Source organism: Streptomyces sp. NPDC001401, assembly GCF_042895385.1.
Classification (GTDB): Bacteria; Actinomycetota; Actinomycetes; order Streptomycetales; family Streptomycetaceae; genus Streptomyces.
In genome coordinates this window covers 96,110-120,749 of the sequence record NZ_JBIAWI010000020.1, presented here as the reverse complement: position 1 = coordinate 120,749, position 24,640 = coordinate 96,110, and the positions used below count along the sequence as shown (strand labels likewise).

Below are 24,640 nucleotides of genomic sequence, written 5' to 3'. Positions count from 1 at the left end.
GCACTCTTGCGCGCATCGGATATACCTGAAGAGAAAATCATTTGCCGAGGCGTCTGGAAGCGTCAATCATTTCGATGAGGATCGAAACGTCTTACATTCACAGACCGTTTCTGTGCGGTGTCGTGCAGGGGAACGTTCCGAAGCCCGGTGGCCCAGGCGGCCTGGATCCGGTTACGGAGCTCGAGTTCGGCGAGGGTGCTCGACGCGGGCGCGCTTTGCGGTGGGAGGCGTTGTGTTCCTCTTTCCAAGCCGGGGGTTCGGCCTGCCCGCGTTCGCGGCGGTGCGGGATGACCAGGCCGGTGCCGCGGTAGCCGTCGTCCGCGATGACGATGGTCTGGCCGACGGCGTCTTTCGCGCCGGACAGCCCCAAGCCTTGCGGTCGTTGCGGTTGCCGGGCAATGGCCGGCCGACCGCGACGACGAGCTGGGGGGGCGGCGTGGATGACGACCTGGTGATCCCTGCGGAACCATTTACGCGGCTGGAGTGCAAGCAAGGGCCCGAGGCGGTTGATGATGCGGCCGGCGGCCGAATTCGAGATGCCGAATAGCGGCGCCAGGGCCGGCCCTTGCGCACCGGGTCGCGCCCTCGCGCAGCAACGCTGTGATCAGCTTGCCGAACCGGCGTGGGCTCGGCCCGGCGAACGGGGTCGTCCAGGACGGCTCCGACGCCGTGATCACACCAGCCACGTGGAGATCAGCCCAATGCGAGATCACATACTGGGCGCCCTCCAAGGCAAGGGCGCCGCCTCTGTCTCGTGGGCGTAAAAATCCCTTTGCCGGGATTCAACTCGTGCCTCGAGACTGAGGTCATGCTCGGATTCGTCAGGACCGACAACGAAGCCCTCGTCGCATGCCTGGGCGACCCTCAGCGCACCGTTGCGGCATACCGCGAGCTGCTACGACGCGGAGAGACCGCACTGAGCGCCATTCGCGCAGGTCTGCATGACGAGAATCCGGCCGTCCGTGAGGGCTGCTGCCGCCTTCTCGATCACCTGGTCGACACCGAGTCAATGGGTGAACTCGTCGCCATGGCCGACGACCCGGACGCCCGCGTCAGGATCGCCGCATTCCACGCTCTGGCCTGTGACAGGTGCAAGGGCGACACCTGCGTACCGGGCCCGGACCGGGTCCTCGAGCCCTCGCTGCACCACCTGGTCTCAGACCCCGACCCGCACGTCCGGGCCATGGCTGCCGAACTCGTCGGCAAGTTCGCCCACTCCGATCCACGCGCCCTTGCCGCCTTGAAGGCGTCCCACGCCAACGACCCGAGCCCCGCGGTACGGAAGAAGGCGGGCTGGTTCACACCCGGCGGGACCATCTACGAAAGGACCCTTCCGCCCGCGACCCGATAAGGCGGACAGCCTTCAGCGCTACTACGTCGATTCCCCCGGCGGGCGGGGGGCTCGAGCACGGGAGCCGCCCACCAGGCGCCTTGAGGCACCCTCGTGACGTGCTACGACGACGCCCCCTACGCGGCCGGCCCGGTCATCAGCGGCCGCATGGCCGACGGCGGCGCCCAGCAACTCACCGCCGCCGACAGGGGGCACGATCGAAGCGGCCGAATGCCGCCGAGTTCGCCTCGGTCCTCGGTCCTCAGTCCTCAGTCCTTGTAGTCAGGGGCGATGCGCTCCACGAGTCGGAGCAATGCCGACCAGGCGAGGTCGTAGGCCTTGTCGTCCTGGAGGTCGGAGCTGTCGTCCTCTCCGGCCAGTTGGCGTGCGGTGAGCTCGCGGACCTCGGGGGCGGGGAGGACGAGTTTCGCGCCTCCGGCCGTGGCCGTGGTCTGGATCTCGCAGGCCTTGTCCAGGTAGTACATGCGCAGGAACGCCTGGGCGGGGGTCTCGCCCACGGACAGGAGGCCGTGGTTGCGCAGGATCATCGCCGGGTGGTCGCCGAGGTCGGCCACCAGCCGCCGCTGTTCGGCGAGGTTGAGGGCGACGCCCTCGTAGGCGTGGTAACCGAGCCTGCCGTAGAACTCCATGGAGATCTGGTTGAGCGGGAGCAGACCATCCTCCTGGGCCGCGACCGCGCAGCCCGCCCGGGTGTGGGTGTGCAGGACGCAGTGCGCGTCGGGGCGGGCGGCGTGGATCGCGCTGTGGATGACGAAGCCGGCCGGGTTGACGGGGTGAGGAGTCTCCTCCACGGGGTTGCCGTCGAGACCGATCTTGACCAGGTTCGAGGCGGTGATCTCCTCGAAGAGCAGGCCGTAGGGGTTGATCAGGAAATGGTGCTCCGGGCCGGGGAGCCGGACCGAGATGTGCGTGAAGATCAGGTCGGTCATCCGGAAGTGGGCCACGAGGCGGTAGACGGCAGCGAGTTCGCGGCGCAGGCGGAGTTCCTCTTCCGGGATGGTCGGGGCGGGGGCGGGCATCGGGGGCCTTTCTGCGAGTACGGGCACGTGCGGGTGCGGGTGCGGGTGCGGGTGCGTGGGGCGAACGGGTCGTGGTCAGGCCGCGCTGAGTTCGGGGGCCGTGGCTGTCGATGCCGGTACCGGCTCGCCCGCGAGTCGGCGGCGCCAGGCCTCGATGAGTGCTTCCTCCGCCGGCCGGGTCAGGAGGCTGACGGCCACGTAGGCCACGAGGCCGGCCAGCAGGCCGTAGTAGATCGGCTCGTTGGCGAGCAGGCCGTCGGTCACCATCAGCACGATCACCGTCGTACCGCCCACGACCATTGAGGTCAGCGCGCCCGGCAGGTTTCCGCGCCGCCAGACCAGGCCGCCGAGGATCGGGACGAGCAGGCCGCCGACGAGGAGGTTGTAAGCGACGGTGAGCGCCTCGATGACGTCCCCGAGGACGCAGGCGATCACCATGGCGGCCAGGCCGAGTACCGCGATGGCGAGCCGGTTGGAGCCGATCTCGTCGTGCTCCTGGGCGGCGGGGATGCGGCGGCGCAGCCGGGCCCAGATGTCGTTGTTGGCCACGGTCGCGGAGGCGATCAGGGCGCCGCTGGCGGTGGACATCATCGCGGACAGCGCGGCGGCCAGCACCAGTCCGCGCACGCCCGTCGGCAGCGCGTGTTTGACGATGGTGGCGAAGGCCTGGTCGGCGGCGGCCAGGTTCGGGTAGAGCGCCTTGGTGGCCATGCCGATGAACGCGCCGGCCAGGGCGTAGACCAGGCAGTAGACGCCGGCGACCGTGCCGCCCCACGAGGCGACCTTGTCGCTGCGGGCGGTGAAGACACGCTGCCAGATGTCCTGCCCGATGAGCATGCCGAAGGTGTAGATCAGCACGAAGGTGAAGATGGTCTGCCCGCCGATGGAGGTGGGGGAGAGGTAGCCGTGCGGGAGCCGGTCGGCCATGGCGGCGAAGCCGCCCGCCTTGACCACCGCGATCGGCAGCAGCAGGACGAGCACGCCGAGGCTCTTCACCACGAACTGCACCATGTCGGTGAGCGTGATGGACCACATGCCGCCGAGCGCCGAGTAGCCGACGACGATCGTGCCGCCGACGATCACAGCGACCCAGCGCGGCACGTCGAACAGGACGTCGAAGACACTGGCGTACGCGATCGTCGAGGTCACCGCCAGCATGAGGGTGTAGATCCACATGACGACGCCGGAGATCACGCTGGCGGCGTCGCCGTAGCGCAGGGAGAGCATCTCGGCGACGGTGTAGACCCGCAGCCGGGCGATCCGGGCGGAGAAGAAGACGCTCAGCGCCAGCAGTCCGAGGCCGATCGCGCCGACCATGGCGGCGCCCGAGACGCCGTAGGTGTAGCCGAGGCGTACACCGCCGATCGTGGAGGCGCCGCCGAGGACGACGGCGGCCATGGTGCCGGTGTACATGAGCGGGCCGAGGCGGCGGCCGGCGACCAGGAAGTCGCTCTTGGAGGCGGCACGCCGCTTGCCCCACCAGCCGACGCCGATGATGCCCAACAGGTATGCGGCCATGACGAGGTAGTCGACGGTCATGGGGGTCCTCCGGGGGAGGGAGAAGGGGAAGGGGAGCGGGGGGAGGTGACATGACCGTAGTCATCGGGTGTACTGGTGCTGAAGTGCCGTTTCTGTCCAATGTGGAGGCGTCCGTTGGATGAATCCGACAGCGCCGAGCAGCCGTCCGTGCCGCTGCGTGTGCTGCTCGCCGACCCGGGTCTCGGCCTCACCCAGGTCGCCGGATCCGCGGCCGGGGACCGTCCGGTCTCCACGGTCGGCACCACGGAGATCGAGGACCCCACGCCGTACCTGGTGGGCGGCGAACTCCTCCTCACCGCGGGCGTACGGCTCCCCGACGACGCGGACGGCGTCGACACGTACGTACGACGGGTCGTCGCGGCCGGTGTCGCCGCGCTCGGTTTCGGTGTCGCCCCCGTGCACCCCGAGGTGCCGCCCGAACTCGTGCGCGCATGCGACCGCCATGGCCTGCCGCTCCTGCGCCTGCCGCCGGCCACGCCCTTCGTCGCCGTAGGCCAGGCCACCTACGCGGCGATCGCCGAGACCCGCAACCGTGAGCTGCGGGAGATCTCCCGGGCGCAGTCCGCGCTTGCCTCGGCGGCCGCCCGCCCGGACGCCCTGCGGGCCGTTCTCGGCCAGCTCGCCGCCCACACCGGGGCCTGGTCGGTCCTCTACGACGCCCAGGGCACCGAACTCTTCTCCGCGGGCCCCCGCCCCGCGTCCCCCCACGCCCGACGGCTTCTTCGCGATCTCACCGTGCGCACACTGCTGCGCGGCGCGCGTCCCACGGCGGCAGCCGCTCACCACCCGGCAGGTGCCCGCCCGGATCAGGGAAGCGATCCCGGCCACGATCTCCACCTGACCGTCCACACCCTCCCCGGTGCGGACGGCGCTACCATCGCGTTGGCCCTCGGGCAGGCCGCCACCACGGCCCCCGCCGTCGTGCACCGCCAGGTGACCGGCACGGCGACGGTCCTGCTGGCCCTGCTCACCAGCCCGCGGCACGCCCTGAGCGCGGACACCGACAGCGTCGGCGCGCTGGTACGGCTCATGCTCGGGGCCACGCCCACCGAGGTCGCGCCCGCCCTCGTACCCGCCGGCGGGGCGAGGGGCCGACACTGGACCGTGGTGCACGGCCGGCACCTGCCCTCACGCTCCGCGCCGGCACCGCGGACCGGCGGTGACCCCGCTCAACTGGCCGCGCTGGGCACCCTGTTGGGCACCCCGTACGTGCACATGGACGGCCCCCACCTGAAGGCACTGGTACCCAGCGCCCCCGACGCCCGGCCGAGCGTCCCCGCGCAGGCGGCCGACCTCGGGTGGGTTCTCGGCTTCAGCGCACCCGCGGCCACGCCCGACCTGCCGCACGCCGACACCCAGGCCGAACGCGCCCTGGAGCGCGCGATCGCCGCCGAAGCACCGGCCGTCGTCCACATGCCCGAGGCCCTCACCGTCCACGCGCTCGTCTCCCCGGCCGACGCCCGCGAACACGCCCGCACCCGCTTCGCCCCCCTGGACCGGGCGGGCACACCCGGGGCCCCGGTCCTCCTCGACACCCTGCGAACCTGGCTCACCCTCCACGGCAGTTGGGACCGCACCGCAGCGACCCTGCAGGTACACCGCAACACCGTCCGCCACCGCCTGGCACGGGTCGCCGACTTCCTCGACGTCGACCTCCAGGACCCCGGCGTCCGCATGGAACTCTGGTTCGCCCTGCAGTGGTTGCCCGGGGAGCCGGCCGACGCAGGGCGCATGCGTTCGTGAAGCGGAATTGGCTTCGGGCATCGCCTTTTGAGCAGACAGGCATGGCCCAGTCGACTTGACGGTCCCCGGTGGCTCCCGACCGGCAGGGTCGGCAAGCATCGACGTGCGGAGGTTGGCCGTGATTCGATGTGATCTACTCCGGCAACCGGGAATCGGCTGGTTGAGCTTCGAGCGACGGCGGCGCCGGGCCGTCGGCTGAGGGCACGTACAGCAGCGCACCGCGCGCGTCAGCCCCGTTGGCCGGCGGCAGGCTGCGGATGCGGGGCGGGCCGTACGTCCTCGGTGGCCGCCCAGGCGGCGAGAAGTTGCAGGGCGTCGTGGTCGGGTGTGCCCGGGGCGGCACACCTGGAACACCGAGGCACTGGAACGCATCGCCGCGGCCGAGGAACTGGACATCGCGCCTCGACGCGGCGACGGATCCTTGCGCGAGCCGCCCACCGTCCGGGTCGTACGCGACGGCGACGAGTTGTACGTCCGCTCCTGGCACGGCACCCGTGGCACCTGGTGGAAGACCGCCCGAACCAGCAACGCCGGGCACATCACCGCCGGCGCCGAGGAAGCCGATGTCACCTTCACTCCGGAAAGCGATCCGGTGGTCAACGACCGTGTGGATGCGGCCTATCGGGCCGAGTACGGCCACTACAGCGGCTACGTCGAGCCCATGATCGCCGAACAGGCCCGCGCCACCACCTTGCGTGTCGGCCCACAGTGCTGAGCGCGGGCCTCAGGGGGTGTGACCTGCGGCGACCAGATTCGGGGATGCCAGGTGTGGAAGTTGGCGATCCGGCAGGGAGCGCGGTCAGCTCGCTTGCCGGTAGCGGTCGACGATCGCGGCTCGCAATGCCGGGGCAGACGCACCGACGGCAGACAAGACAGACGGCACCAGCCCTCTGTTCATGGCGATGAGGCCGAGAGCGAGGTGCTCGACGCCGATGGTGTCGTCGTGCCGGGCCTGCGCCTCGCGGACGGTGTTGGCCAGACTCTCCTTGGCGCGAGCGGTGAACGGGATATGCCCGGAGGGGCGGGCGTCGGTGGCCTCATGGAGACCGGTACAAGCGGGGGCCGTTCCCGTAAGGACGGCGCCTCGGGCGCGGCGACGCCGGCGCCAGCGACGCACGAGACCCGGGGGCACTCCGCGCCGGGGGTCGAGCCTGGACGGGCGGGATGCCCCGTGGACGGTTCGGCCGGCTCGTGTGAGGGCCTCCGGTCCGAAGGACTCCTCGATCCTGGCGCGCACGGCGTCGAGGTCGATCCCGATGGAGGCCAGTGCGTCCCGGTTGAGGGAGCCGAACAGCAGGGATCCGGCCCCGAGTCCGACCTGACGGACGATCTCCTCCTCCACGCGCTCGGGCGTGAGGCCGTGCTCCCGCAGAACGGCGCTCGCCGGCTGGTCGGTGGAGACGAGGGCGAGCAGGAGGTGCTCGCAGCCGAGGTAGTGGTGTCCAAGGCGTCGGGCGTGTTCCTGGGCGTGGACCACGACGGTGCGGGTGTCCGGGGTGAAGCGTTCGAACATCATGGCCTCCCGATCAGCCGGCCGTACTTGCGGTGCACGGTCTGCTTGGTGACGCCGAGCCGCTGGGCGATGTCCTGCCAGGACCAGCCCAGCTTGCGTGCGTTCTCGACCTGGAGGATCTCCAGCCGTTCGGTGAGTTCTCGCAGGGCGGCCACTGCGCGGAGCCCGACGTCCGGGTCGTTGCTGGCGGCTCCCTCGGCGATTTCGAGTGTGTTCTGCATGCTCGTCAGCATATGCTGACGGCCGGGATGGCGTCAACATATGCTGACGATGAGGGTGCGTGCGTCGTGGATTCGCCTGCTGCGGCGGATGTCGGCGAACGGCCCGCCGGTGCCGGAATGTCAGCGCTTGACCCTCCGGAAGGGTGCGTAGGCGTGGGTGCGCGGGCCGCCGAAAAGGTCCCAGAACCTGTCGCTCGCCTCACCGAGGACGTTGACCGTACGCCGACGAGGACGCCATGTTCCGCCACCTGGAGGCCACCGCCGAGGGGCAGAAGGAGTGGGCCGAGGCCGCCGAGATCGAGGACTGCGGGCGGATACCTCCCCGGCGGTTCCGGTCCACGGCAGGCCCGGCCGGCCGCTGCCACCCTGACCAGTGCCCTGGCGCATCAGGCTGCTCCCAAGTGGTACTGGAGGATGTTGGCTCCCTGATGGCCCCTGGGAGGCGCTGGGGCCGGGTCAGTCGGCAGGCAGTGTCGGCTGGATGCGGCGCAGGAACGTCGCGTTGTCGGGGGTGTCGCGCATGCGCTCCAGCAGGGTCTCCAGGCTGGCCTGGCCGTCGCGGGTCTGCAGGGCGCGGCGCAGGCCGCGCACGGCGGTCAACTCGGCCGGGGGCAGGAGGAGTTCCTCGCGGCGGGTGCCGGACGGGTTGATGTCGACGGCGGGGAAGACGCGGCGGGCGGCGAGGTCGCGGCTGAGGCGGAGCTCCATGTTGCCGGTGCTCTTGAGCTCCTCGAAGAAGTAGTCGTCGGCGCGGGAGCCGGTCTCGACCAGGGCGGTGGCGAGGATCGTGAGCGAGCCGCCCTCCTCGGCCAGCCGGGCGGCGCCGAAGAACCGCTTGGGTCCCAGCAGCGCGGTCGCGTCGACGCCGCCGGTCAGCGTGCGGCCACCGGCAGCGGCCGCGTTGTTGTGCGCCCGGCACAGCCGGGTCAGCGAGTCGAGCAGGATGACGACGTCCTCGCCGGCCTCGACGAGCCGCTTGGCCCGTTCGATGACGAGCTCGGCGAGCGCGATGTGCTGCTTGGCGGCCTTGTCGAAGGTCGAGGCGTACACCTCGCCGCGCACGGAGCGCCGCATGTCGGTGACTTCCTCGGGGCGCTCGTCGAGCAGCACCACCATCAGGCGGCACTCGGGGTGGTTGCCGGCGACGGCGGCCGCGATCTGCTGCAGCAGTACGGTCTTGCCGGTCTTGGGCGGGGCCACGAGCAGGCCGCGCTGGCCCTTGCCGACGGGGGCGATCAGGTCGGCGACGCGCCCGGTCAGGCCGGCCGCCGGGTGTTCCAGGCGGAGCCGGTCGCGCGGGTGCAGCGGAGTGAGGTCGCGGAAGTGGCGGCGGCCGCGCAGTTCGTCGGGCGTGCGCCCGTCGACCCGTACGACCTCGGTCAGGGCGCGCCGGCCGTCGCGTACGCCTTCGACGAGGTCGCCCTTGCGCAGGCCGTGACGGCGGATCAGCGCGGGGGAGACCGGGAGGTCGGAGGGCGAGGGCAGCAGGCTCTCGGCGCGCAGGTGCCCCTTCCCGTTCGCGTCGATGTCGAGGACACCGGTGGCGACCTGGGTCGTGGGCTCTTGCTTGGCAGGGGGGTGTTCGAGAGTGGTGGTCATGGTGGTCGGTCCTTTCGAGGACGGATGGCATGTGACATGCGGAAGGAAGGGGTGGGACGCCGCGGACGGAAGGCGGACAGAGCGCCTTCGGCGGCAGGAACAGCACCTCGGGGTACGGCACAGCCGTGACGGTCACGAGGCGGTGCTGGAAAGCCGGTGCGCCGACCGGGAAACGGTGGGCGATGCGGCGAACTGACTGATGAGGAACCGGCACCGGCGCCCTCAACGCGGGCGTACACAAGTGCTAGCAGGACCGTACCACAGCAGCTACGGCGTCAAACCGCTCAGCGGGTGGCCATGGAGCCGCGGAGAAGCGGGATTCATGGCTCCCGCGGGCTCCGGATGGTTGCTCCGGACAGTCGGTCCTGTGGTCGTCAACGCGCCGATCACCTCGCTTATTCCGTGCATCCAGTGGAATTCGACGACATGCCACCGGCCGCCGCCCGGGCGCAGGCGGGAAGAACTCCGGATCGGTCACAGTTGGCGAGGGACGAATGTCCGACGACGAGAAGGGCAAGTCATGCGCGCACTGATCGTGGACCCCGAGGCACCCGGACGGCTGCGCCTGGGTGAGGCCCCAGATCCGCGGCCCGCACCGGGCCAGGTACTCGTCGAGGTCCGGCACACCTCGCTGAACGCGGCCGAGCTGTGGTTCGCGCGGCAGGCGGCGCCGGGCGAGGTGATCGGCTTCGATGCGGCCGGTGTCGTCGTGGGCGCCGCGCACGGCACCGGGCCGGCGGTGGGCAGCCGGGTCGTGGGCTTCGCCGAGGGCGGTGGATTCGGCGCGCTGCGCGCCATGGACGTGGCCGATGTCGCCGTGGTTCCGGACGGCGTCGACCTCGGCGAGGCGGCCACGCTGCCGGTCGCCGCGGGCACCGCGCTGCGGGCGCTCGACCAGGCGGGGGCGCTGCTCGGCCGACGGGTGCTGGTGACCGGGGCCTCCGGCGGGGTGGGCGGGTTCGCGGTGCAGCTCGCGGGGCTCGGCGGGGCGCATGTCATCGCGGTGGCCGGTTCCGAGGACGGGCGGCGGTGGGTTGCCGAGCTCGGGGCGGACGAGGTGGTGGGCCGGGTCGATCAGGTGACGGGACCGGTCGACGTGGTCATCGACACCGTGGGCGGTGACCAACTGGCCGCCGCCTACGGCCTGTTGGCGTCCGGAGGCAGCGTGCAGAGCATCGGCTGGGCCTCCGGACGGGAGGCCGTGCTGCCCGTCGGGTCCACGCTGGGCAGCCCGGTGCCCAAGGCGATCGTGTCGGTCTACAACGGCGGCGGACTCACCGACCGGCAGGCGCAGTTGGGCCGGCTGCTCGCCCTGGTCGCCGCCGGGAAGCTGCGCGTGCCGGTCGGCTGGCGCGGCCCATGGGGCAAGATCGCGGACGCCGTGGAGGCACTCGGCAGCCGCAGTCTGCGCGGGAAGGCGATCCTCGACATCGACTGAGTTCCGTCCGCCCCGTATACCAGCCATACGAACCCCCGATGGCCCTTCCTTGACCTATTTCTTGTTCCGGCCCTGACCCCTACCTACGCTGCGACCACCGCACTTCGGCGGGCATGGGACAAGGGACTTGGGCAATCATGGGTCGACTGGCCGGGAAAATCGCCTTCATCAGTGGAACGGGGGCCGGAATAGGCCGGGCCGCGGCTCTGGTATTCGCTGCGGAAGGCGCCACCGTATTCGGCTGCGACATCGACGAGGACAGCGCCGCCGAAACCGTGGAAATGGTCGAGAAGGCCGGCGGAGTGATGCGGTCGCTCGCGCCCGTCGACCTGTCCACGGAGGCGGGCGCGCAGCAGTGGATCGCCGCCGGCATCGAGGCCTTCGGCGGGATCGACATCCTCTACAACAACGCCTCCGCACTGCGCAACGGCCCGTTCGAGACGATGCCGGCCGACGACTGGTACTTCACCATCAAGAACGAGCTGGACATCCCCTACTTCTGCACCCGGGCGGCCTGGTCGCACCTGATCGCGCGCGGCGGCGGTGCCGTCCTCAACGTCGCGTCCGTGGCCGCCGTACGCGGCGCGCCCTTCATGCCGATGGTGCCGCACGGCGCCGCCAAGGGCGGGGTGCTGGCGATGAGCAAGCACCTGTGCGCGGCCGGCGCACCGCACCGCATCCGCGTCAACACCATCGCCCCCGGCATGACCCGCACCTCGGCCACCGCGCCCTTCCTCGACGACCCGGACGGGCCCAGGGCCCAGCTGGAGGCACGGATCCCGGTCGGTCGCGTCGGCGAGCCGGAGGACATCGCGCGCGCCGCCGCCTTCCTGTGCTCCGACGAGGCCGCGTTCGTCAACGGCGCCAACCTCATGGTCGACGGCGGCGACAGCGCCATGGCGGGCTGAGCGGCCGTGACCACGCGACTGGACCACGTGGGCGTCAACGTCCGTGACCTCGCCGCCCAAACCGCCTGGTACACCAAGGCGTTCGGGCTGACGACCGTCTTCGAGTTCCACCTCGAAGGCCCCGGCCTGAGCGGCATCGTCCTGGCACACCCGCACGGCTGGCGCATCGAACTGCTCGCCAGACCCGGCTCCGCGCCCGGCCTCAGGGCGCCGGACCCGCTGACCGCCGCCCTCACCGAGGGATACGGGCACTTCGCGGTCACCACCCCCGAACTCGACCCCGTCTACCAGGCCCTGGTGGCCCATGGAGCGGGCGAGGCCGTACCGCCGGGGCCGTCCCCCGAGCCCGGTATCCGTATGGCCTGGGTCACCGACCCCGAGGGAAATCTCATCGAACTCATAGAGAAAAACGCAGAGTGAGGGCACGCGCGATGACGGATTCGATTTCCTTGAAGAAACTCGACACAGGGACGCTCATAGCGTGCTGTCTCGCGGTGGCCGCGGCACAGCTGTGCATTACGGTGCCCTCGCCGATCAACGGCAATATTCAGGCCGCTTTCGGTGCCTCCGGTTCCCAGGTGGCCTGGGTGACCTCCGCCTTCATTCTCCCCACCGCCATTCTCGAGCTGAATTTCGGCGTGGTCGGCGACCTGTTCGGCCGTAAGCGGCTGCTGGTGTTCGGCGGATTCGTTCTCGCGCTCGGCGAACTCCTCAACGCCACCTCCCAGAACGTCACCATGCTGTGGATCGGCCAGGCCCTGGCCGGTGTCGGCGCCGCCGCGCTCTTCCCCAGCTCCCTCGCGGTGATCGCGGCCGCCACCCCCGGGGAGAAGGACCGCGCCAAAGCCGTCTCGACCTGGGCGCTGAGCATCTCCCTCGCCTCGGCCGCGGGCCCGCTGTCCTCCGGCATCCTGGCCACCGTCGCCGACTTCCGCTGGGCGTTCGTGCCGCCGGTCGTCCTCGGACTGGCCGTCGGTGTCACCTGCTGGATCCTGGTCACCGACTCCAAGGCGCCCGAGGGCCGCACCCTGGACTGGCCTGGCCAGATCACCATCGCCGTCGGTCTGACCGCCCTGCTGTGGGGCATCATCGAGGGCGGTGACCGCGGCTGGAGCAGCCCCGCGATCGTCGGCTCGCTCTCCCTGGCCGCCGTCGCCCTGATCGGCTTCTTCCTTGCGGAGAAGCGGTCCGCGTCCCCGATGTTCAACCTGGATCTGCTGAAGATCCCGTCGTTCGCCGCCGCGGCCGTCGTCGCCCTGGCCGGCATGTTCGGGTTCATCGGCACCGCCTACTGCGTCTCCATCCGCCTCGGCGCCGTGATGCACCTGAGTGCGCTCAGGGCGGGCATGCCGTTCGTGATCCTGCAGCTGATCCCGCTCCTTCTGGCACCGGTGCTGAGCAAGATGCTCACCCGGGTCGAGCCGCGCTGGCTGCTGATGGGAGGGCTGCTGCCCATGGCCGCGGGCCAGTTCTGGATCGCCGCGCTGCCCATCACCACCACCTCCCTGGCCGCGTTCATCGGCCCGGTGCTGCTGCTCGGCGTCGGCTTCATCTGCGTCGTCTCCTCGCTGACCTCCGCGGCCGTGAACGCCGTGCCGATCAACATGACCGGCATGGCCAGCGGCGCCACCAGCCTGGTCCGCGAGTTCGGCCAGGCCCTCGGCCCCGCCGTGATCAGCACCGTCGCGATGAGCGCCGCCTCCTCGGTCCTGGTCGGCAAGCTCAGCGGAGCGGACGCCGGCATGGAGGCCGCCGCCGGTCCCCTTGCCGTCGTCAACGCCGGCAGCAACAGCGCCCGGGCCGCCGCCCAGACCGCCCTCGGCCATGGCATGGCGGTCGGCGTGGTGATCTGCGGCTGCGCCTCCCTGCTGGGCGCCCTGGTCACGCTCCTGCTGGTCCGCAAGAACACCGCACGCTCGGCGGTGGGTGCGGGCGAGCCGACGGTGCAGACAGCGTCGGCGTAGCGGGAGCGGAGGGGGAGAGGCCGGGGTCCGTGACCCCGGCCTCTTCTCGTGTGTGCGGGACGTTGCGGTCAGCCGCCTTGGCGAGGGAGGTCAACCTGCCGATGACGGCCCCTTGTTGGACAGCCCGGGTCAGCAGTAGAGGTTGTTGTCGGGACTCACGCCGAGGATCGCCGTGAAGCGCTGGTAGGCGTCGACGCGGCTCTGCACCTGCGCCGGATTCTTGCCGTCGCATTCCAGGGAGCCGTTGATGGAGCGGATGGTCTGGCCGAAGCCGGCGTTGTTGACCATGGCGTTGTGCGGGGTCATGGTGCCGGGGCCGGACTGGGTGTTCCAGTACCACAGGCCGGTCTTCCAGGCCACGGACGCGTCGTTCTGTACCAGGTAGGGGTTGTCGAGCAGGTCGATGCCGAGGGCGTCGCCCGCGGCCTTGTAGTTGAAGTTCCAGGACAGCTGGATCGGGCCGCGGCCGTAGTAGGCGGCCTGGCCGGCCGGGCAGCCGTAGGGCTGGCTGGCGTCGCAGTAGTGGGGGTAGTTGGAGGTGTCCTGCTCGACCACGTAGACCAGCCCGCCGGTCTCGTGGCTGACGTTGGCCAGGAAGGCAGCGGCCTCCTGCTTCTGGACCGTGTCGCTGCCGGTGGTGGCGAAGCCGGGGTAGGCACTGAGGGCGGCCGTGAGCCCGCTGTAGGTGTAGAACGAATTCCGGCTCGGGAACATCTGGTTGAACTGCGACTCGCTGACGACGAAGCCCGACGGATTGCCTCCGCCTCCGCCGCTCGCGGGCGCGTTCCACTTCTGGTTCGCGGTGCCCGCGCAGGTCCAGATCTGCAGACGCGTGCCGTTGGCGCTGGTGTTGTCGCGTACGTCCAGGCACTTGTTCGCGGCCGGGTTCACGATGTCGTGGGCGCCGGTGACCACCCACTGCTGGTTGGCGCCGCCCGAGCAGTCCCAGAGCTGGACGGCGGCCCCGTCGGCGGTGCTCCGGTCGACCACGTCGAGGCACTTGCCGAGCGCCCGCAGGGTGCCGTCGCCGGGGTTGGACCAGTTCTGGGCGCTGGTCCCATTGCAGTCGTAGAGCTGTACGGCGGTTCCGTTGGCGCTGTTGGCTCCGGCCACGTCGACGCACTTTCCGGCCAGGCCGGTGATCTGACCGTCCGCCGCCAGGGCGGGCGTGACGTTCAGCAACGCGGTGAGGAGGGCGGCGAGAGCGGCGACGAGGGTGAAGCGTCTGAGGCGGAACCAACCGAGGTGGGGGGTGGGCATGAGGGACCTCGCTCCTTGGCAGTGCTGCGGAAGGTGAGGGTGATGCAAGTTGGTCCAGACCATGGCAGGTGCTGTCGACTACCGTCAAGGCTTAAGGAAAGAAGTGAAGTTGATGGCCGAAACCGGGGCGGCCGGTCCGGCCCGGTCCCGCTTGCCGCCGCAGTTCACCAGCTGGGTCTCAATACCGGACTGGCTATGGTGAGGGCATGAAACGGACGTCGTTCTCGAACTGGCCGTGCTCGATAGCCAGAACCATGGACCTGGTGGGTGACGCCTGGACGCCCCTCGTGCTGCGCGAGGCCTTCTACGGGATCAGCCGTTTCGACGAGTTCCAGAAGGAGTTGGGCATCGCCCGCAACACGCTGGCCGACCGGCTGCGCCTCCTCGTGGACGAAGGCCTGCTCGACAAGCGGCTCTACCAGGACGAACCCCGCCGCCACGACTACGTGCTGACCGAGAAGGGACGGGACTTCTTCGGTGTGCTCGCCGCGATGTCCCGGTGGGGCGACCGGTGGCTGGCGGAGGAGGCGGGCGCCCCGGTCGTCTTCCACCACGACGCATGCGGCCACGACACCGAGGCCGAGGTGGTCTGCGCCGGGTGCCGGGAGCCACTGCGGGCCGAGGACACCTCCATGCGGATGGGCCCCGGCTACCCGGAGCGGTTGCGGCAACGGCCGGACATTCAGCGCCGGTTCGGTGCGGTCTGACGATCGCCGGCAGCGCCGCGCCGGGCGCCCCGGCCCCCTTGACACGTTGAGTCCTATAAAGCAACTCTGATGGTCAGACCCCTTAATGGCGAGGAGGCTGACCGGTGTGAAGTGGACCGGCGCGCACTACACGGACAAACCCACCGTCGAGGTCCGGACCTGGATCGACGCCCCGCCGGAGCGCGTGTGGGCACTGGTCTCCGACATCGGGCTGATGCCGAGTCTGAGCGACGAACTCCAGTCGGTCGAATGGCTCGACGGCGCCACCGGACCGGCGCTCGGCGCCCGGTTCCTCGGCCGCAGCAAGCACGCGGCGTTCGGCGAGTGGGCCACCACCTCGTACGTCATCGAGTACGAGCCGGGGCGCGTCTTCGCCTGGGCGGTGCAGGATCCCGCCGATCCCTCGGCGATCTGGCGCTTCCGGCTGCACGCGGGAGGCGGCGGCACCGAGCTGTCGGAGTGGATGCAGATGGGTCCCGGCCGCTCCGGTCTCTCCGTGGCGATCGACCGGATGCCGGAGAAGGAGCAGAAGATCGTGTTCGTGCGGATGCGGGAGTTCGAGCACAACATGACCGTCACCCTGAAACAGATCAAGAAGCTGGCGGAGGCGGAGTGATGCGTACCGCGACCACGATCGAGGCCTCCGGCGGTGAACACTGGTCGGAGCAGGCCGACTTCGTCGTCGAGGCCGAGAAGCTCGGCCTCGACATCTGCTGGGTCGCCGAGGCCTGGGGCTCCGACGCGCCCTCCGCCCTCGGCTACTACGCGGCCCTCACCGACCGGATGCTGCTGGGATCCGGTGTCATCCAGGTGGGCACCCGCACCCCGGTGGCCGTCGCGCAGACCGCGATCACGCTGTCGAACCTCTCCGGCGGACGGTTCCTGCTGGGCCTCGGGGCCTCCGGACCGCAGGTGATGGAAGGGCTGCACGGGGTCCCGTTCGCCCGGCCGCTGTCCCGGGTGAGGGAGACCGTGGAGATCGTGCGCCGGGTGCTCGACGGCGGCAAACTCGCCTACTCCGGCAGGGAGTTCACCATCCCGCTGCCCGGCGGCGAGGCGATCCCCATGCGCCTGTCGATGCGGGCCGAACACGACATCCCCGTCTACCTCGCCGCACTGTCACCGGCCATGCTCCGGCTGACCGGCGAGCTCGCCGACGGCTGGCTCGGCACCAGCTTCGTCCCCGAGGGCGCGGCGGGGGCGTACTTCGCCCACCTCGACGAAGGTCTGGCCCTCGGCGGCCGCGGCCGTGGCGACCTGGACGTCTGCCAGGGCGCCGAGGTCGCCTTCGCCCCCGACGAGGAGGCACTTGGCGCGATGGTCGCCGGCCGCAAGAAGGAGCTGGCCTTCAGCCTCGGCGGCATGGGCTCGGCGTCGACCAACTTCTACAACCGTGCCTACAGCCGCCAGGGCTGGGCGGAGGCGGCCGCCGAGGTGCGCGAGCGGTGGCAGGCGGGCGACCGGGACGGTGCGGCCGGCCTGGTCACCGACGAAATGGTGCTCGGTACGACACTGATCGGCACCGCGCCGATGGTGCGCGAACGGCTGCGCGTGTGGCGGGAGGCCGGAGTGAACACCGTACGTCTCTATCCGGCCGGGCAGACCCTGGACGACCGGCTCGCCACCCTGAGCCGGGCGATCGAACTCGTGCGGGAGGCCGACGGCCCTGAGTGAGCCCGTCCAGGGGACGGCTCGCCGGGGGTGTCGATTGCGGCGGTTCCCGTTCGTCGGTGGGGTGTAGGAAGCTCATGACGACCGGGAGGACCCATGAAGTACATGCTGCTCGTCTGCGGCGACGACACCAACGACGCCTCGGGCATGGCACCCGTCGAACCCTGGGTGGAGGAACTCGGCGACCGCAGCGTCCGTCTGCACGGCCACCGGCTGGCCCTGCCCTCCGAGGCGGTCACCGTGCGGGTGCGCGGCGGTGAGGTGCTGCGCACCGACGGCCCGTTCGCGGAGACCAAGGAGTACGTCGCCGGATACGACGTCCTCGACTGCGACAGCCTGGAGGAGGCCGTCGAGGCCGCCGCCAGGCACCCCGTGGCCACCATCGGCGCCATGGAGGTGCGCCCCTTCTGGCCCATGTGGGAGGGGGAGGACCCGGAGACCGCCATCCGCGCCCTCGACGCCGACCTCACAGAAGCCGTCCGGGAGCGCGACCTCGACCGGGTACTGGCCTGCTACGCCGCGGACGCGGACGTCTTCCACCTCGCCGACGGCCACGAACGGCAGGGCCTGGACGCCCACCGCAAGGCCCTGCAGGACCTGTTCGCGTCGGTCACCGGACCCGTCACCCGCGAAGTGCTCGACCTCCGTGTCCACGTCGACGAGAGCATCGGCTTCGCCCACTCCCTCGTCCGGCTCACCGGCACCCGCACCGACGGCAGCCCGCTCGACGACACACTGCGCGTAACCACCGGCTACCGCGACATCGGCCTGCGCCGGCTGATCACCCACGAGCACGCCGTGTCCCTCAAGGATCTGAAGGAACTGAAGGTGCCGGGGGAGGCGCGATGAAGTACGCCCTACTGTTCTGCTCCCCGGCCGGAGGCGAGGAGCACAGCCCGGCGCAGCACGCCGCCGACCCGCGGTACGCCGCCTACTTCCAAGAGGTACGGGCGGGCCGGGTCACCGGCGGCGCACGGCTGCGGCCGATCACCGACGCCACCACCGTGCGCGTCCGGGGCGACGAAGTCCTGCTCAGCGACGGCCCGTTCGCGGAGACCAAGGAGTACCTCGCCGGCATCGCCTTCATCGACGTCGCGGACCTCGACGAGGCCATCGCCCTGGCCGCCAGGCATCCGGCCGCCTCCGACGGCGGCTGCGTCGAGGTGCGGCCGGTCTGGGAGTGAACGTGCCCGATGTCGAGGAGGCCGTCGCCGCCGCCTTCCGCGAGGAGTGGGGCCAGGTCGTCGCCACCCTGATCCGGGTGACCGGCGACTGGGACCTCGCCGAGGAGTGCGCGCAGGACGCCTTCGGCCAGGCCCTGGACCGGTGGCGGCGCGACGGAGTGCCGCGCCGCCCCGGAGCCTGGCTGACCACGACCGCCCGCAACCGCGCCCTCGACGTGCTGCGCCGGGAGGCGGTGGGGGCGGCGAAACTGCGGGAGGCGGCAGTGCTCGCGCGCGACGAGGAACCGTACGACCCCGACTACGACGGCGACGACAGCGGTGTCCAGGACGACCGGCTGCGGCTGATCTTCACGTGTTGCCATCCCGCGCTGCCCATCGAGGCGAGGGTCGCCCTGACCCTGCGCACTCTCGCGGGACTGACCACACCGGAGATCGCCCGCGCCTTCCTGGTCCCCGAGGCGACCATGGCGCAGCGCCTGGTGCGCGCCAAGAAGAAGATCCGCAACGCCGGCATCCCCTACCGGGTGCCGCCCGCGCACCTCCTTCCCGAACGCACCACCGGCGTACTGGGCGTCGTCTACCTCCTGTTCAACGAGGGGTACGCCGCCACCTCCGGCGCCGACCTCGTGCGCACCAACCTGTGCGCCGAGGCCATCCGCCTCGCGCGCGTGCTGGCCCGCCTGATGCCCGACGAGCCCGAGACGCTCGGCCTGCTCGCCCTCCTGCTCCTGCACGACGCCCGCCGGCACACGCGCGTGGACGCGGCCGGAGAGCTGGTGACCCTGGAGGACCAGGACCGCAGCGCCTGGGACCGCGCCGAGATCGACGAGGGCGCCACCCTGCTGGAGACGGCACTGCGCCGCGGCAGCCCCGGCCCGTACCAGATCCAGGCCGCCATCGCCGCCTGCCACACCACCGCCGCCACGGCCGAGGACACCGACTGGGCCGATATCGCCGCGCTCTACGGCGAGTTGGCCCGGTTCGTGCCGTCCGCCGTGGTCCGCCTCAACCGCGCCGTGGCCGTCGGCATGTCCGAGGACCCCGACGCGGGACTCGCCCTGGTCGCCGAACTGGAGGCCGAAGGCGACCTGGACGGCTACCACCTGCTGCCCGCCACCCGCGCCGACCTGCTCCGCCGCAGCGGACGTACGACGGAAGCCGCCCTGGCGTACGAGCGGGCGCTGGAACTGGCGGAGAACGACGCCGAGCGGAGGTTTCTGGAAAAGCGGCTCGCGGAGTGTCGATCCACGTAGGGGCCGTTCGTCGGTGGGGTGAAACAACCCCACGACACCGGAGGCCCCGATGACCGCCCACGCCCCCCGCCCCCGCAGGCTCCGCCGGCTCCTGGCCTCGCTGCGGCGGCCGCGTCCGACCATCGGAGCCCCCGGCACGCCCGACTTCTGGCCGGCGGGCCTCCGCCTGGGAGGCTGACCATGATCGCCGACAAGGCCCGCCGCTGGTACGCCCTCGCCCTGCTCTGCGTCGCCGGGTTCATGGTGATCCTCGACGCGCAGATCGTTCTGCTCGCCCTGCCGTCCATCACCCACGGCCTCGGCCTGTCCGCGGACGGCGCCCAGTGGGTGATGAGCGCCTATCTGCTCAGCTTCGGCGGGCTGCTGCTCCTCGGCGGCCGGACCGCCGACCTGCTGGGTCGCCGCCGTGTCTTCATGACCGGAACGCTGCTGTTCGGACTGTCCTCGCTGCTGTGCGGGTGCGCCTGGGCCCCCGGAGTGCTGATTGCGGCACGCGCCGTACAGGGTGTGTCGGCCGCCGTCATGGCGCCCAGCGCGCTCTCCCTGCTGGTGAACACCTTCGAGGAGGGCCACGAACGCAACAAGGCCCTCGCCATCTGGTCCGGCAGCGGCGGCTTCGGAGCCACGGCGGCCCTGCTGATCGGCGGACCCCTGACCGACGTACTCGGCTGGGAATGGGTCTTCTTCCTCAATGTCCCCGTCGCGCTGCTCCTGCTGGTCCTGAGTCCTCTCCTGCTGCGCGAGAGCCGCGCCGGGGCACGCTCTGGCGGCTACGACCCGGCCGGCGCACTCACCGCCACCGCGGCGCTCGTCGTCTGCGTGTACGCCGTCGTCGAGGCGCCCCGCGCCGGATGGCTGTCGGCGCGCACGACCGGCCTGCTGGCCGCGGCCGTGCTGCTCGCCGTGGTCTTCATCCGCATCGAGGCCCGGTCCACGGCACCCCTCGTTCCCCCGCGCCTGCTGAGTGCGCGCACGGTGAGCGGCGGCAACCTGGTCGTCTTCCTGCTCGGCGCCTGCGCCTTCGGGATGTCGTACACCCTGTCCCAGTACGGGCAGGGCGTCCTCGGCTACTCGCCGCTGCAATTCGGCCTCGCCAACGTCGTGATGCCGGTCGGCGCCGTCGTCGGCTCCTACGCCGGGCAGGCCCTGGTCACCCGCATCGGCGCCCGCCCGGTCGCCGTCGGCGGACTGGCCCTGGTCGGCGCGGGCAGCCTGCTGCTGGCCAGGGTGCCGGTGGACGGCGGTTTCGTCCGCGACCTGCTGCCCGGACTGCTGCTGTTCGGACCGGGCCTCGGCGCCTGCGCGGTGGCCGGTTCCATCGCCGCCCTGACCGGCGTGGGGGAGCGGGAGTCCGGGGTGGCCTCCGGCATCAACACCGCGGCCTTCCAGATCGGCGGGGCCTTCGGGGTCGCCGTCGTCACCTCCGTCGCCCTCTCCCACAGCGGCGGCCCGGAACGGCTCGCGGCCCTGACCGAGGGCTACCGGACGGCGTTCACGGCATGCCTCGCTCTCGCGGCGGCCGGGCTGGCCTGCGCGCTCGTCCTGCTCCGCACGCCGCGCGTGCAGCAGACGCAGCCCGCTGCGGCCGCCGAGGTCCGCAGGCCTCGAGTGCGTTCGTGATCGCCTGGCTGGGGCGGAGTGGAACCTTCGCACGGATGCGGGGCGTTGTGGTGCCGGGAGGTGAGCCATGCGGGAGTGGCGGCCGGGCGAGACGGCGGTGCGACGTGATGTGTTCCGTGGCCAGGTGTGGAGCGCGCACGCGCTGCGCGTGGTCGAGGACGGCACCCAAGCGCTCGTCCTGGGGTGTCGGCCGGGCGCGGAAGCGCTGGCGCCGACGACCTGGATCGAGTGGCTGCTGACGGGCGACGAAACCGCACGGGCCCGGGCGCTGCCGCACCTGGCAGGCGGGCACTGGCAGCTCGACCGCTGGTCGTGGCGGAGCACGGCCCTTCTGCAGTGGGTCCCACCGGAGGCCTGGTTCAGCGTGAACGCCTTCTACGATCCGTCCGACGGCCATCAACTGTCGTACTGGTACGTCAACTTCCAGCAGCCGATGCGCCGCACAGCCATCGGGTTCGACACCTTCGATCTCCTCCTGGACCTGGTGATCGCCCCCGACCTCTCGCAGTGGCGATGGAAGGACGAGGACGAGTACGCCCACGGCCGCCGGCTGGGTGTCGTGAGCGAGGCCGATCACCGGGCGGTCGAGAAGGCCCGCGAGGAAGCCACGGCGATGATCGAAGAGAGAACGGGCCCCTTCGCGGCCGACGCGGTCTGGCGGAACTGGCGCTCGGAGCCCCACTGGCCGTCCCCTTCGCTGCCGACAGGCACCCTGACCGTCGGCCTTCCCTGACTACGCGTCGAGTGCGTTCGTGATCGCCTTCACCCCGCCGTGCGCCGCGTACCCGCCGTCGACCGTGATCTCCGCACCGTTGACGTACGACGCCTCGTCGGACAGCAGATAGACCACCAGCGGAGCCACCTCGTCGACGGTGCCGCCGCGGCCCTGGGGCGTCATCGAGAGATGCGCCTGGACGAACACCGGGTTCGCGGAGGCCATCAGCGGGGTCTCGATATAGCCCGGGTGGATCACGTTCGTACGGATGCCGCGCGGCGCCAGCTCCAGCGCCGCGACCTTCGACAGGCCCCGCAGCGCCCACTTGCTGGTCGTGTACGCGACCGCGTGGTGGGCCGTCAGGCCCGCGACCGAGCCGACGTTCACGATGGCCGATCCGGCCGGCATCAGCGGGGCCAGGGCCTGGATGCCGAGCAGGGCGCCCGTCGTGTTCACCGCGAACGCCCGGTTCCAGTCAGCGAGTTCGACCTCGCCGAGGCGGGCCCGCATCGGGATGCCCGCATTGTTGACCAGGCCGTGCACGACCTCCAGATCGCCGGCCAGCGACGCCCAGTCGTCCGGCGACGACACGTCCAGGTGCCGGTAGGCGACGTCGAGGCCGTCGGCGCGCAGGGCCGCGGCGAGCTTCTCGCCCGCCTCGTCCAGGACGTCGGTCGCGATCACCGTCGCGCCCTCCTGGGCTGCCGCCGTCACCTCGGCGGCTCCCTGGCCCTGCGCGGCTCCGGTGACGACGACGGTGCGGCCCGCCAGACGCGTACGGCTCACGGCTCCTCCTGGGGGTACGGGGGTGTCTCCCGTCCACGCTAGGAAGCCGCGGTCAGCTCCGGAAACGCGTGTTCGTCATGGTTGGCATCCACGGCCGCGATCTCCTCGGCCGGGGCGGCCGCGGCGGCCGACGGCTCGTCCAGCGAGGCCCCGACCCGGCGCACGGTCTCGCGCAGCCACCGGTGGGCGGGGTCGGAGTGCCGGTTGTGGTGCCAGTACATGGCCTCCACGAGCGGTACGTCCGGGAACGGCGTGGGTACGACGGCACAGTGCGCGAAGCCCTCGTAGCGCCGTGCGAGCCGCTCGGGCACCATCGCCACCAGGTCCGTGCCGCTGACCAGGAACGGCAGCACGCTGAAGCCGGGCGTGCTGACCTGCACCTTCGGTGTGATGCCGAGGGTTTCGAGCTGGCGCTCGGCGGGTGTGTGGCTCTTGCCGAGGGCGCAGGCGGCGTGCGGCATCTCGGCCAGGTCGCGCAGGCCGAGCCGCCCGTCCACCAGGCGCGGGTTGTCCGGGTCGACCAGACACACGAACCGGTCGTGCATCACGGCCTCGCTGACTCCCGGCAGCTGGTAGCCGAGCGGCACGATCATCAGGTCGTGGCAGCGCAGATGCGTCTCGTTCTCCAGCTGCCCGTCCACGATGGGGTGGAAGTCGATCCGGACCCCGGACGCCTCCTCCGCGATCACCCGCAGCAGCGGCTCCACGAGCACCGTCATCACGTAGTCGGACATCACGACGGAGAAGCGCTGCCGGCTGCGGTGCGGGTCGAAGTGCCGGGTCAGCGACAAAGCCTCCTCCGCCTTGTGCAGCGAGGCCTGCACGACCGGCAGCAGCCGCTCCGCCAGCGGCGTCAGCTCGTACTCCCGGCCCACCCGCACCAGCAGCTCGTCGTTGAAGTGCCGGCGCAGCCGGGCCAGCGAACCGCTCATCGCGGACTGGCTGGTGGACAGCCGCATGCCCGCGTGCGTGACGTTCTTCTCCTCCAGGAGGGCTTCCAGCGCCACCAGAAGATTCAGGTCGATGGCTCCCAGACCCATGGGTGTTTCCTTCCGGCCGCGTCGTTGAAGCTCGGTGAAACCGGAGCGTAACCACGCCCCTCCCGTCGAGGAAGGGCCCTGGAGGCAACTCACAGGGATCCGATAGCAGCCATCGGATCCCTGGATGTGTGCAGGTCAGGAGGGCGGTGGCGCTACGGCCGGGGAGTGCGCCCGCGCTTGCGCGCCCTGGGGAGGTAGGCGTCCGTGCGTCCGGGCACGACGCGGTTGGACAGGCTGCCCAGCCCCTCCACGCTGAGCGTGACCTGGTCGCCCGGCGACAGGGGCGGCGGAGTGCGCTCCCCGAGACGGCCCCAGAACTCCGCCAGCGCTCCCCAGCCGCATGTGCCCGAGCCGAGGATGTCCCCGGGGCGCACCCAGGTGTCGCGGGCGGCGTAGGCGATCATCTCCTCGAAGGTCCATGAGCAGTTGGCGAGCGTGTCGCGGCCGATGAGCTCGCCGTTGAGGGTGACGGTCATTTCCAGGTCGAGGAAGCCGTCCGCGTCCCGCCGGTCCTCGACCTCGTCCGCGGTGACGAGACAGGGGCCGATCGTGTTGGCGAAGTCCTTGCCCTTGGAGAAGCCGAGGCCCAGGTTCTTCTCCGGTTTCTGCAGGTCGCGCGCCGACCAGTCGTTGAAGACCAGGTAGCCGACGATGTGCTCGCGAGCCTGCTCGGGCGTGAGGTCCCGGCCGGCGCGTCCGATCACCGCACCCACCTCCAGCTCGAAGTCGAGCACTGAGCAGCCTGATGGGACGGGTACGTCGTCGTGGGCGCCGTAGGCCGCATGGGGGTTGGTGAAGTAGAAGTTGGGCGCCCGGTACCACTCCTCGGGCACATGCTCCAGCCCGTCCAGGGACTTGGACACCCCCTCGATGTGCGCCTCGAAGCCGACGAAGTCACGGATGGACGGGGGCTTCAGCGGCGGCAGCAGCCGTACCTGATCCACCGTCAAATCACTGGCATTCTGCAGTGCTTCGACTCCGGCGGCGTACAGGACCTCCTGCTCGATGAGCGTCAGGACGGTGACCCCCTCGGGAAACGGATGGATCACTCCGTCCCGCACCACCCCGGCGCGCTCCTCGCCCTCGTACTCGTATGTCGCGAAACGCAT

Annotated in this window: 24 protein-coding genes and 1 pseudogene; 15 read left to right on the top strand and 10 right to left on the bottom strand. The window is 71.0% G+C overall.

The features are described from left to right. Positions 1 to 202: 202 nt before the first annotated feature. Positions 203 to 686, bottom strand: a pseudogene (locus ACFY10_RS44435) (IS5/IS1182 family transposase); the annotation flags it as partial. A 122-nt stretch (positions 687 to 808) separates the two neighbouring features. Here ACFY10_RS44435 and ACFY10_RS44430 point away from each other — a divergent pair. Further along, complete coding sequence (locus ACFY10_RS44430) at positions 809 to 1,351, top strand: HEAT repeat domain-containing protein (RefSeq protein WP_390671061.1); 543 nt, start codon at positions 809 to 811, stop codon at positions 1,349 to 1,351. A 248-nt stretch (positions 1,352 to 1,599) separates the two neighbouring features. Here ACFY10_RS44430 and ACFY10_RS44425 read toward each other — a convergent pair whose 3' ends face one another. Both ACFY10_RS44425 and ACFY10_RS44420 read right to left on the bottom strand, forming a co-directional pair. Continuing rightward, complete coding sequence (locus ACFY10_RS44425) at positions 1,600 to 2,370, bottom strand: class II aldolase/adducin family protein (RefSeq protein WP_390671060.1); 771 nt, start codon at positions 2,368 to 2,370, stop codon at positions 1,600 to 1,602. 75 nt (positions 2,371 to 2,445) lie between these two features. Then, the gene (locus ACFY10_RS44420) at positions 2,446 to 3,909 is read right to left on the bottom strand and encodes a sodium:solute symporter (protein ID WP_390671059.1); all 1,464 of its coding nucleotides are present in this window, start codon (positions 3,907 to 3,909) and stop codon (positions 2,446 to 2,448) included. A gap of 114 nt (positions 3,910 to 4,023) precedes the next feature. On the opposite strand from ACFY10_RS44420, the gene ACFY10_RS44415 reads away from it, so the two are divergent. Next, a complete protein-coding gene (locus ACFY10_RS44415) occupies positions 4,024 to 5,652 on the top strand; it encodes a PucR family transcriptional regulator (protein WP_390671058.1) in 1,629 nt (542 codons plus the stop codon). Positions 5,653 to 5,977: 325 nt separating this feature from the next. Further along, complete coding sequence (locus ACFY10_RS44410; RefSeq protein ID WP_390671057.1) at positions 5,978 to 6,367, top strand: DUF2255 family protein; 390 nt, start codon at positions 5,978 to 5,980, stop codon at positions 6,365 to 6,367. An 84-nt stretch (positions 6,368 to 6,451) separates the two neighbouring features. On the opposite strand, the gene ACFY10_RS44405 is transcribed toward ACFY10_RS44410, so the two are convergent. The 3 genes from ACFY10_RS44405 to rho all read right to left on the bottom strand — a co-directional run bounded on the left by ACFY10_RS44405 (position 6,452) and on the right by rho (position 8,985). Continuing rightward, a complete protein-coding gene (locus ACFY10_RS44405; protein ID WP_390671056.1) occupies positions 6,452 to 7,168 on the bottom strand; it encodes a Clp protease N-terminal domain-containing protein in 717 nt (238 codons plus the stop codon). Next, on the bottom strand, positions 7,165 to 7,386 hold the full coding sequence (locus tag ACFY10_RS44400) for an AsnC family protein (protein ID WP_390671055.1): 222 nt from the start codon (positions 7,384 to 7,386) through the stop codon (positions 7,165 to 7,167). The genes ACFY10_RS44405 and ACFY10_RS44400 overlap by 4 nt, the downstream gene beginning before the upstream one ends. 456 nt (positions 7,387 to 7,842) lie before the next feature. Beyond that, a complete protein-coding gene (rho, locus tag ACFY10_RS44395; RefSeq protein WP_390671054.1) occupies positions 7,843 to 8,985 on the bottom strand; it encodes a transcription termination factor Rho in 1,143 nt (380 codons plus the stop codon). 520 nt (positions 8,986 to 9,505) lie between these two features. Here rho and ACFY10_RS44390 point away from each other — a divergent pair. The 4 genes from ACFY10_RS44390 (at position 9,506) to ACFY10_RS44375 (ending at position 13,295) form a co-directional block, all read left to right on the top strand. After that, positions 9,506 to 10,423, top strand: coding sequence for a zinc-binding dehydrogenase (locus ACFY10_RS44390; RefSeq protein WP_390671053.1), 918 nt, complete (start codon positions 9,506 to 9,508; stop codon positions 10,421 to 10,423). A gap of 137 nt (positions 10,424 to 10,560) precedes the next feature. Continuing rightward, positions 10,561 to 11,331: an SDR family NAD(P)-dependent oxidoreductase gene (locus ACFY10_RS44385; protein ID WP_390671052.1), complete on the top strand. Its 771-nt coding sequence runs from the start codon at positions 10,561 to 10,563 to the stop codon at positions 11,329 to 11,331. Positions 11,332 to 11,337: 6 nt separating this feature from the next. Then, the gene (locus ACFY10_RS44380) at positions 11,338 to 11,751 is read left to right on the top strand and encodes a VOC family protein (protein WP_390671051.1); all 414 of its coding nucleotides are present in this window, start codon (positions 11,338 to 11,340) and stop codon (positions 11,749 to 11,751) included. 11 nt (positions 11,752 to 11,762) lie between these two features. After that, a complete protein-coding gene (locus ACFY10_RS44375; protein WP_390671050.1) occupies positions 11,763 to 13,295 on the top strand; it encodes an MFS transporter in 1,533 nt (510 codons plus the stop codon). Positions 13,296 to 13,424: 129 nt separating this feature from the next. On the opposite strand, the gene ACFY10_RS44370 is transcribed toward ACFY10_RS44375, so the two are convergent. Beyond that, positions 13,425 to 14,555, bottom strand: coding sequence for a glycoside hydrolase family 19 protein (locus tag ACFY10_RS44370; RefSeq protein WP_390671049.1), 1,131 nt, complete (start codon positions 14,553 to 14,555; stop codon positions 13,425 to 13,427). Between the two features lie 206 nt (positions 14,556 to 14,761). On the opposite strand from ACFY10_RS44370, the gene ACFY10_RS44365 reads away from it, so the two are divergent. The 8 genes from ACFY10_RS44365 (at position 14,762) to ACFY10_RS44330 (ending at position 21,723) form a co-directional block, all read left to right on the top strand. Further along, positions 14,762 to 15,262, top strand: coding sequence for a winged helix-turn-helix transcriptional regulator (locus tag ACFY10_RS44365; RefSeq protein ID WP_390671048.1), 501 nt, complete (start codon positions 14,762 to 14,764; stop codon positions 15,260 to 15,262). Positions 15,263 to 15,368: 106 nt separating this feature from the next. After that, positions 15,369 to 15,878 (top strand): SRPBCC family protein, encoded by a 510-nt coding sequence (locus ACFY10_RS44360; protein WP_390671047.1) that lies wholly within the window; start codon positions 15,369 to 15,371, stop codon positions 15,876 to 15,878. Continuing rightward, complete coding sequence (locus ACFY10_RS44355; protein ID WP_390671046.1) at positions 15,878 to 16,936, top strand: LLM class flavin-dependent oxidoreductase; 1,059 nt, start codon at positions 15,878 to 15,880, stop codon at positions 16,934 to 16,936. The genes ACFY10_RS44360 and ACFY10_RS44355 overlap by 1 nt, the downstream gene beginning before the upstream one ends. Before the next feature lie 93 nt (positions 16,937 to 17,029). Next, positions 17,030 to 17,782: a YciI family protein gene (locus ACFY10_RS44350; protein ID WP_390671045.1), complete on the top strand. Its 753-nt coding sequence runs from the start codon at positions 17,030 to 17,032 to the stop codon at positions 17,780 to 17,782. Beyond that, positions 17,779 to 18,117, top strand: a complete 339-nt coding sequence (locus tag ACFY10_RS44345; protein ID WP_390671044.1) for a YciI family protein — start codon at positions 17,779 to 17,781, stop codon at positions 18,115 to 18,117. Before ACFY10_RS44350 ends, ACFY10_RS44345 begins: the two co-directional genes overlap by 4 nt. Continuing rightward, entirely contained in the window at positions 18,114 to 19,370 is a 1,257-nt protein-coding gene (locus ACFY10_RS44340) for an RNA polymerase sigma factor (RefSeq protein ID WP_390671043.1), read from the top strand. The genes ACFY10_RS44345 and ACFY10_RS44340 overlap by 4 nt, the downstream gene beginning before the upstream one ends. A 180-nt stretch (positions 19,371 to 19,550) precedes the next feature. Continuing rightward, entirely contained in the window at positions 19,551 to 20,990 is a 1,440-nt protein-coding gene (locus ACFY10_RS44335) for an MFS transporter (RefSeq protein WP_390671042.1), read from the top strand. 67 nt (positions 20,991 to 21,057) lie between these two features. Beyond that, positions 21,058 to 21,723, top strand: a complete 666-nt coding sequence (locus tag ACFY10_RS44330; RefSeq protein ID WP_390671041.1) for a DUF402 domain-containing protein — start codon at positions 21,058 to 21,060, stop codon at positions 21,721 to 21,723. Here ACFY10_RS44330 and ACFY10_RS44325 read toward each other — a convergent pair whose 3' ends face one another. The 3 genes from ACFY10_RS44325 to ACFY10_RS44315 form a co-directional block, all read right to left on the bottom strand. Continuing rightward, positions 21,724 to 22,491: an SDR family NAD(P)-dependent oxidoreductase gene (locus tag ACFY10_RS44325; RefSeq protein ID WP_390671040.1), complete on the bottom strand. Its 768-nt coding sequence runs from the start codon at positions 22,489 to 22,491 to the stop codon at positions 21,724 to 21,726. It lies immediately after the preceding gene. A 38-nt stretch (positions 22,492 to 22,529) separates the two neighbouring features. Continuing rightward, on the bottom strand, positions 22,530 to 23,531 hold the full coding sequence (locus ACFY10_RS44320; protein WP_390671039.1) for a LysR family transcriptional regulator: 1,002 nt from the start codon (positions 23,529 to 23,531) through the stop codon (positions 22,530 to 22,532). 152 nt (positions 23,532 to 23,683) lie between these two features. Then, complete coding sequence (locus ACFY10_RS44315; RefSeq protein WP_390671038.1) at positions 23,684 to 24,640, bottom strand: fumarylacetoacetate hydrolase family protein; 957 nt, start codon at positions 24,638 to 24,640, stop codon at positions 23,684 to 23,686.

Excerpts from the sequence above, each read along its gene's own strand:
- ACFY10_RS44430 (WP_390671061.1), top strand. The coding sequence starts at position 809 with ATGCTCGGATTCGTCAGGACCGACAACGAAGCCCTCGTCGCATGCCTG.
- ACFY10_RS44425 (WP_390671060.1), bottom strand. The coding sequence starts at position 2,370 with ATGCCCGCCCCCGCCCCGACCATCCCGGAAGAGGAACTCCGCCTGCGC.
- ACFY10_RS44420 (WP_390671059.1), bottom strand. The coding sequence starts at position 3,909 with ATGACCGTCGACTACCTCGTCATGGCCGCATACCTGTTGGGCATCATC.
- ACFY10_RS44405 (WP_390671056.1), bottom strand. The coding sequence starts at position 7,168 with ATGATGTTCGAACGCTTCACCCCGGACACCCGCACCGTCGTGGTCCAC.
- ACFY10_RS44400 (WP_390671055.1), bottom strand. The coding sequence starts at position 7,386 with ATGCAGAACACACTCGAAATCGCCGAGGGAGCCGCCAGCAACGACCCG.
- rho (WP_390671054.1), bottom strand. The coding sequence starts at position 8,985 with ATGACCACCACTCTCGAACACCCCCCTGCCAAGCAAGAGCCCACGACC.
- ACFY10_RS44390 (WP_390671053.1), top strand. The coding sequence starts at position 9,506 with ATGCGCGCACTGATCGTGGACCCCGAGGCACCCGGACGGCTGCGCCTG.
- ACFY10_RS44385 (WP_390671052.1), top strand. The coding sequence starts at position 10,561 with ATGGGTCGACTGGCCGGGAAAATCGCCTTCATCAGTGGAACGGGGGCC.
- ACFY10_RS44375 (WP_390671050.1), top strand. The coding sequence starts at position 11,763 with ATGACGGATTCGATTTCCTTGAAGAAACTCGACACAGGGACGCTCATA.
- ACFY10_RS44370 (WP_390671049.1), bottom strand. The coding sequence starts at position 14,555 with ATGCCCACCCCCCACCTCGGTTGGTTCCGCCTCAGACGCTTCACCCTC.
- ACFY10_RS44365 (WP_390671048.1), top strand. The coding sequence starts at position 14,762 with ATGAAACGGACGTCGTTCTCGAACTGGCCGTGCTCGATAGCCAGAACC.
- ACFY10_RS44355 (WP_390671046.1), top strand. The coding sequence starts at position 15,878 with ATGCGTACCGCGACCACGATCGAGGCCTCCGGCGGTGAACACTGGTCG.
- ACFY10_RS44350 (WP_390671045.1), top strand. The coding sequence starts at position 17,030 with ATGAAGTACATGCTGCTCGTCTGCGGCGACGACACCAACGACGCCTCG.
- ACFY10_RS44345 (WP_390671044.1), top strand. The coding sequence starts at position 17,779 with ATGAAGTACGCCCTACTGTTCTGCTCCCCGGCCGGAGGCGAGGAGCAC.
- ACFY10_RS44335 (WP_390671042.1), top strand. The coding sequence starts at position 19,551 with ATGATCGCCGACAAGGCCCGCCGCTGGTACGCCCTCGCCCTGCTCTGC.
- ACFY10_RS44330 (WP_390671041.1), top strand. The coding sequence starts at position 21,058 with ATGCGGGAGTGGCGGCCGGGCGAGACGGCGGTGCGACGTGATGTGTTC.
- ACFY10_RS44320 (WP_390671039.1), bottom strand. The coding sequence starts at position 23,531 with ATGGGTCTGGGAGCCATCGACCTGAATCTTCTGGTGGCGCTGGAAGCC.
- ACFY10_RS44315 (WP_390671038.1), bottom strand. The coding sequence starts at position 24,640 with ATGCGTTTCGCGACATACGAGTACGAGGGCGAGGAGCGCGCCGGGGTG.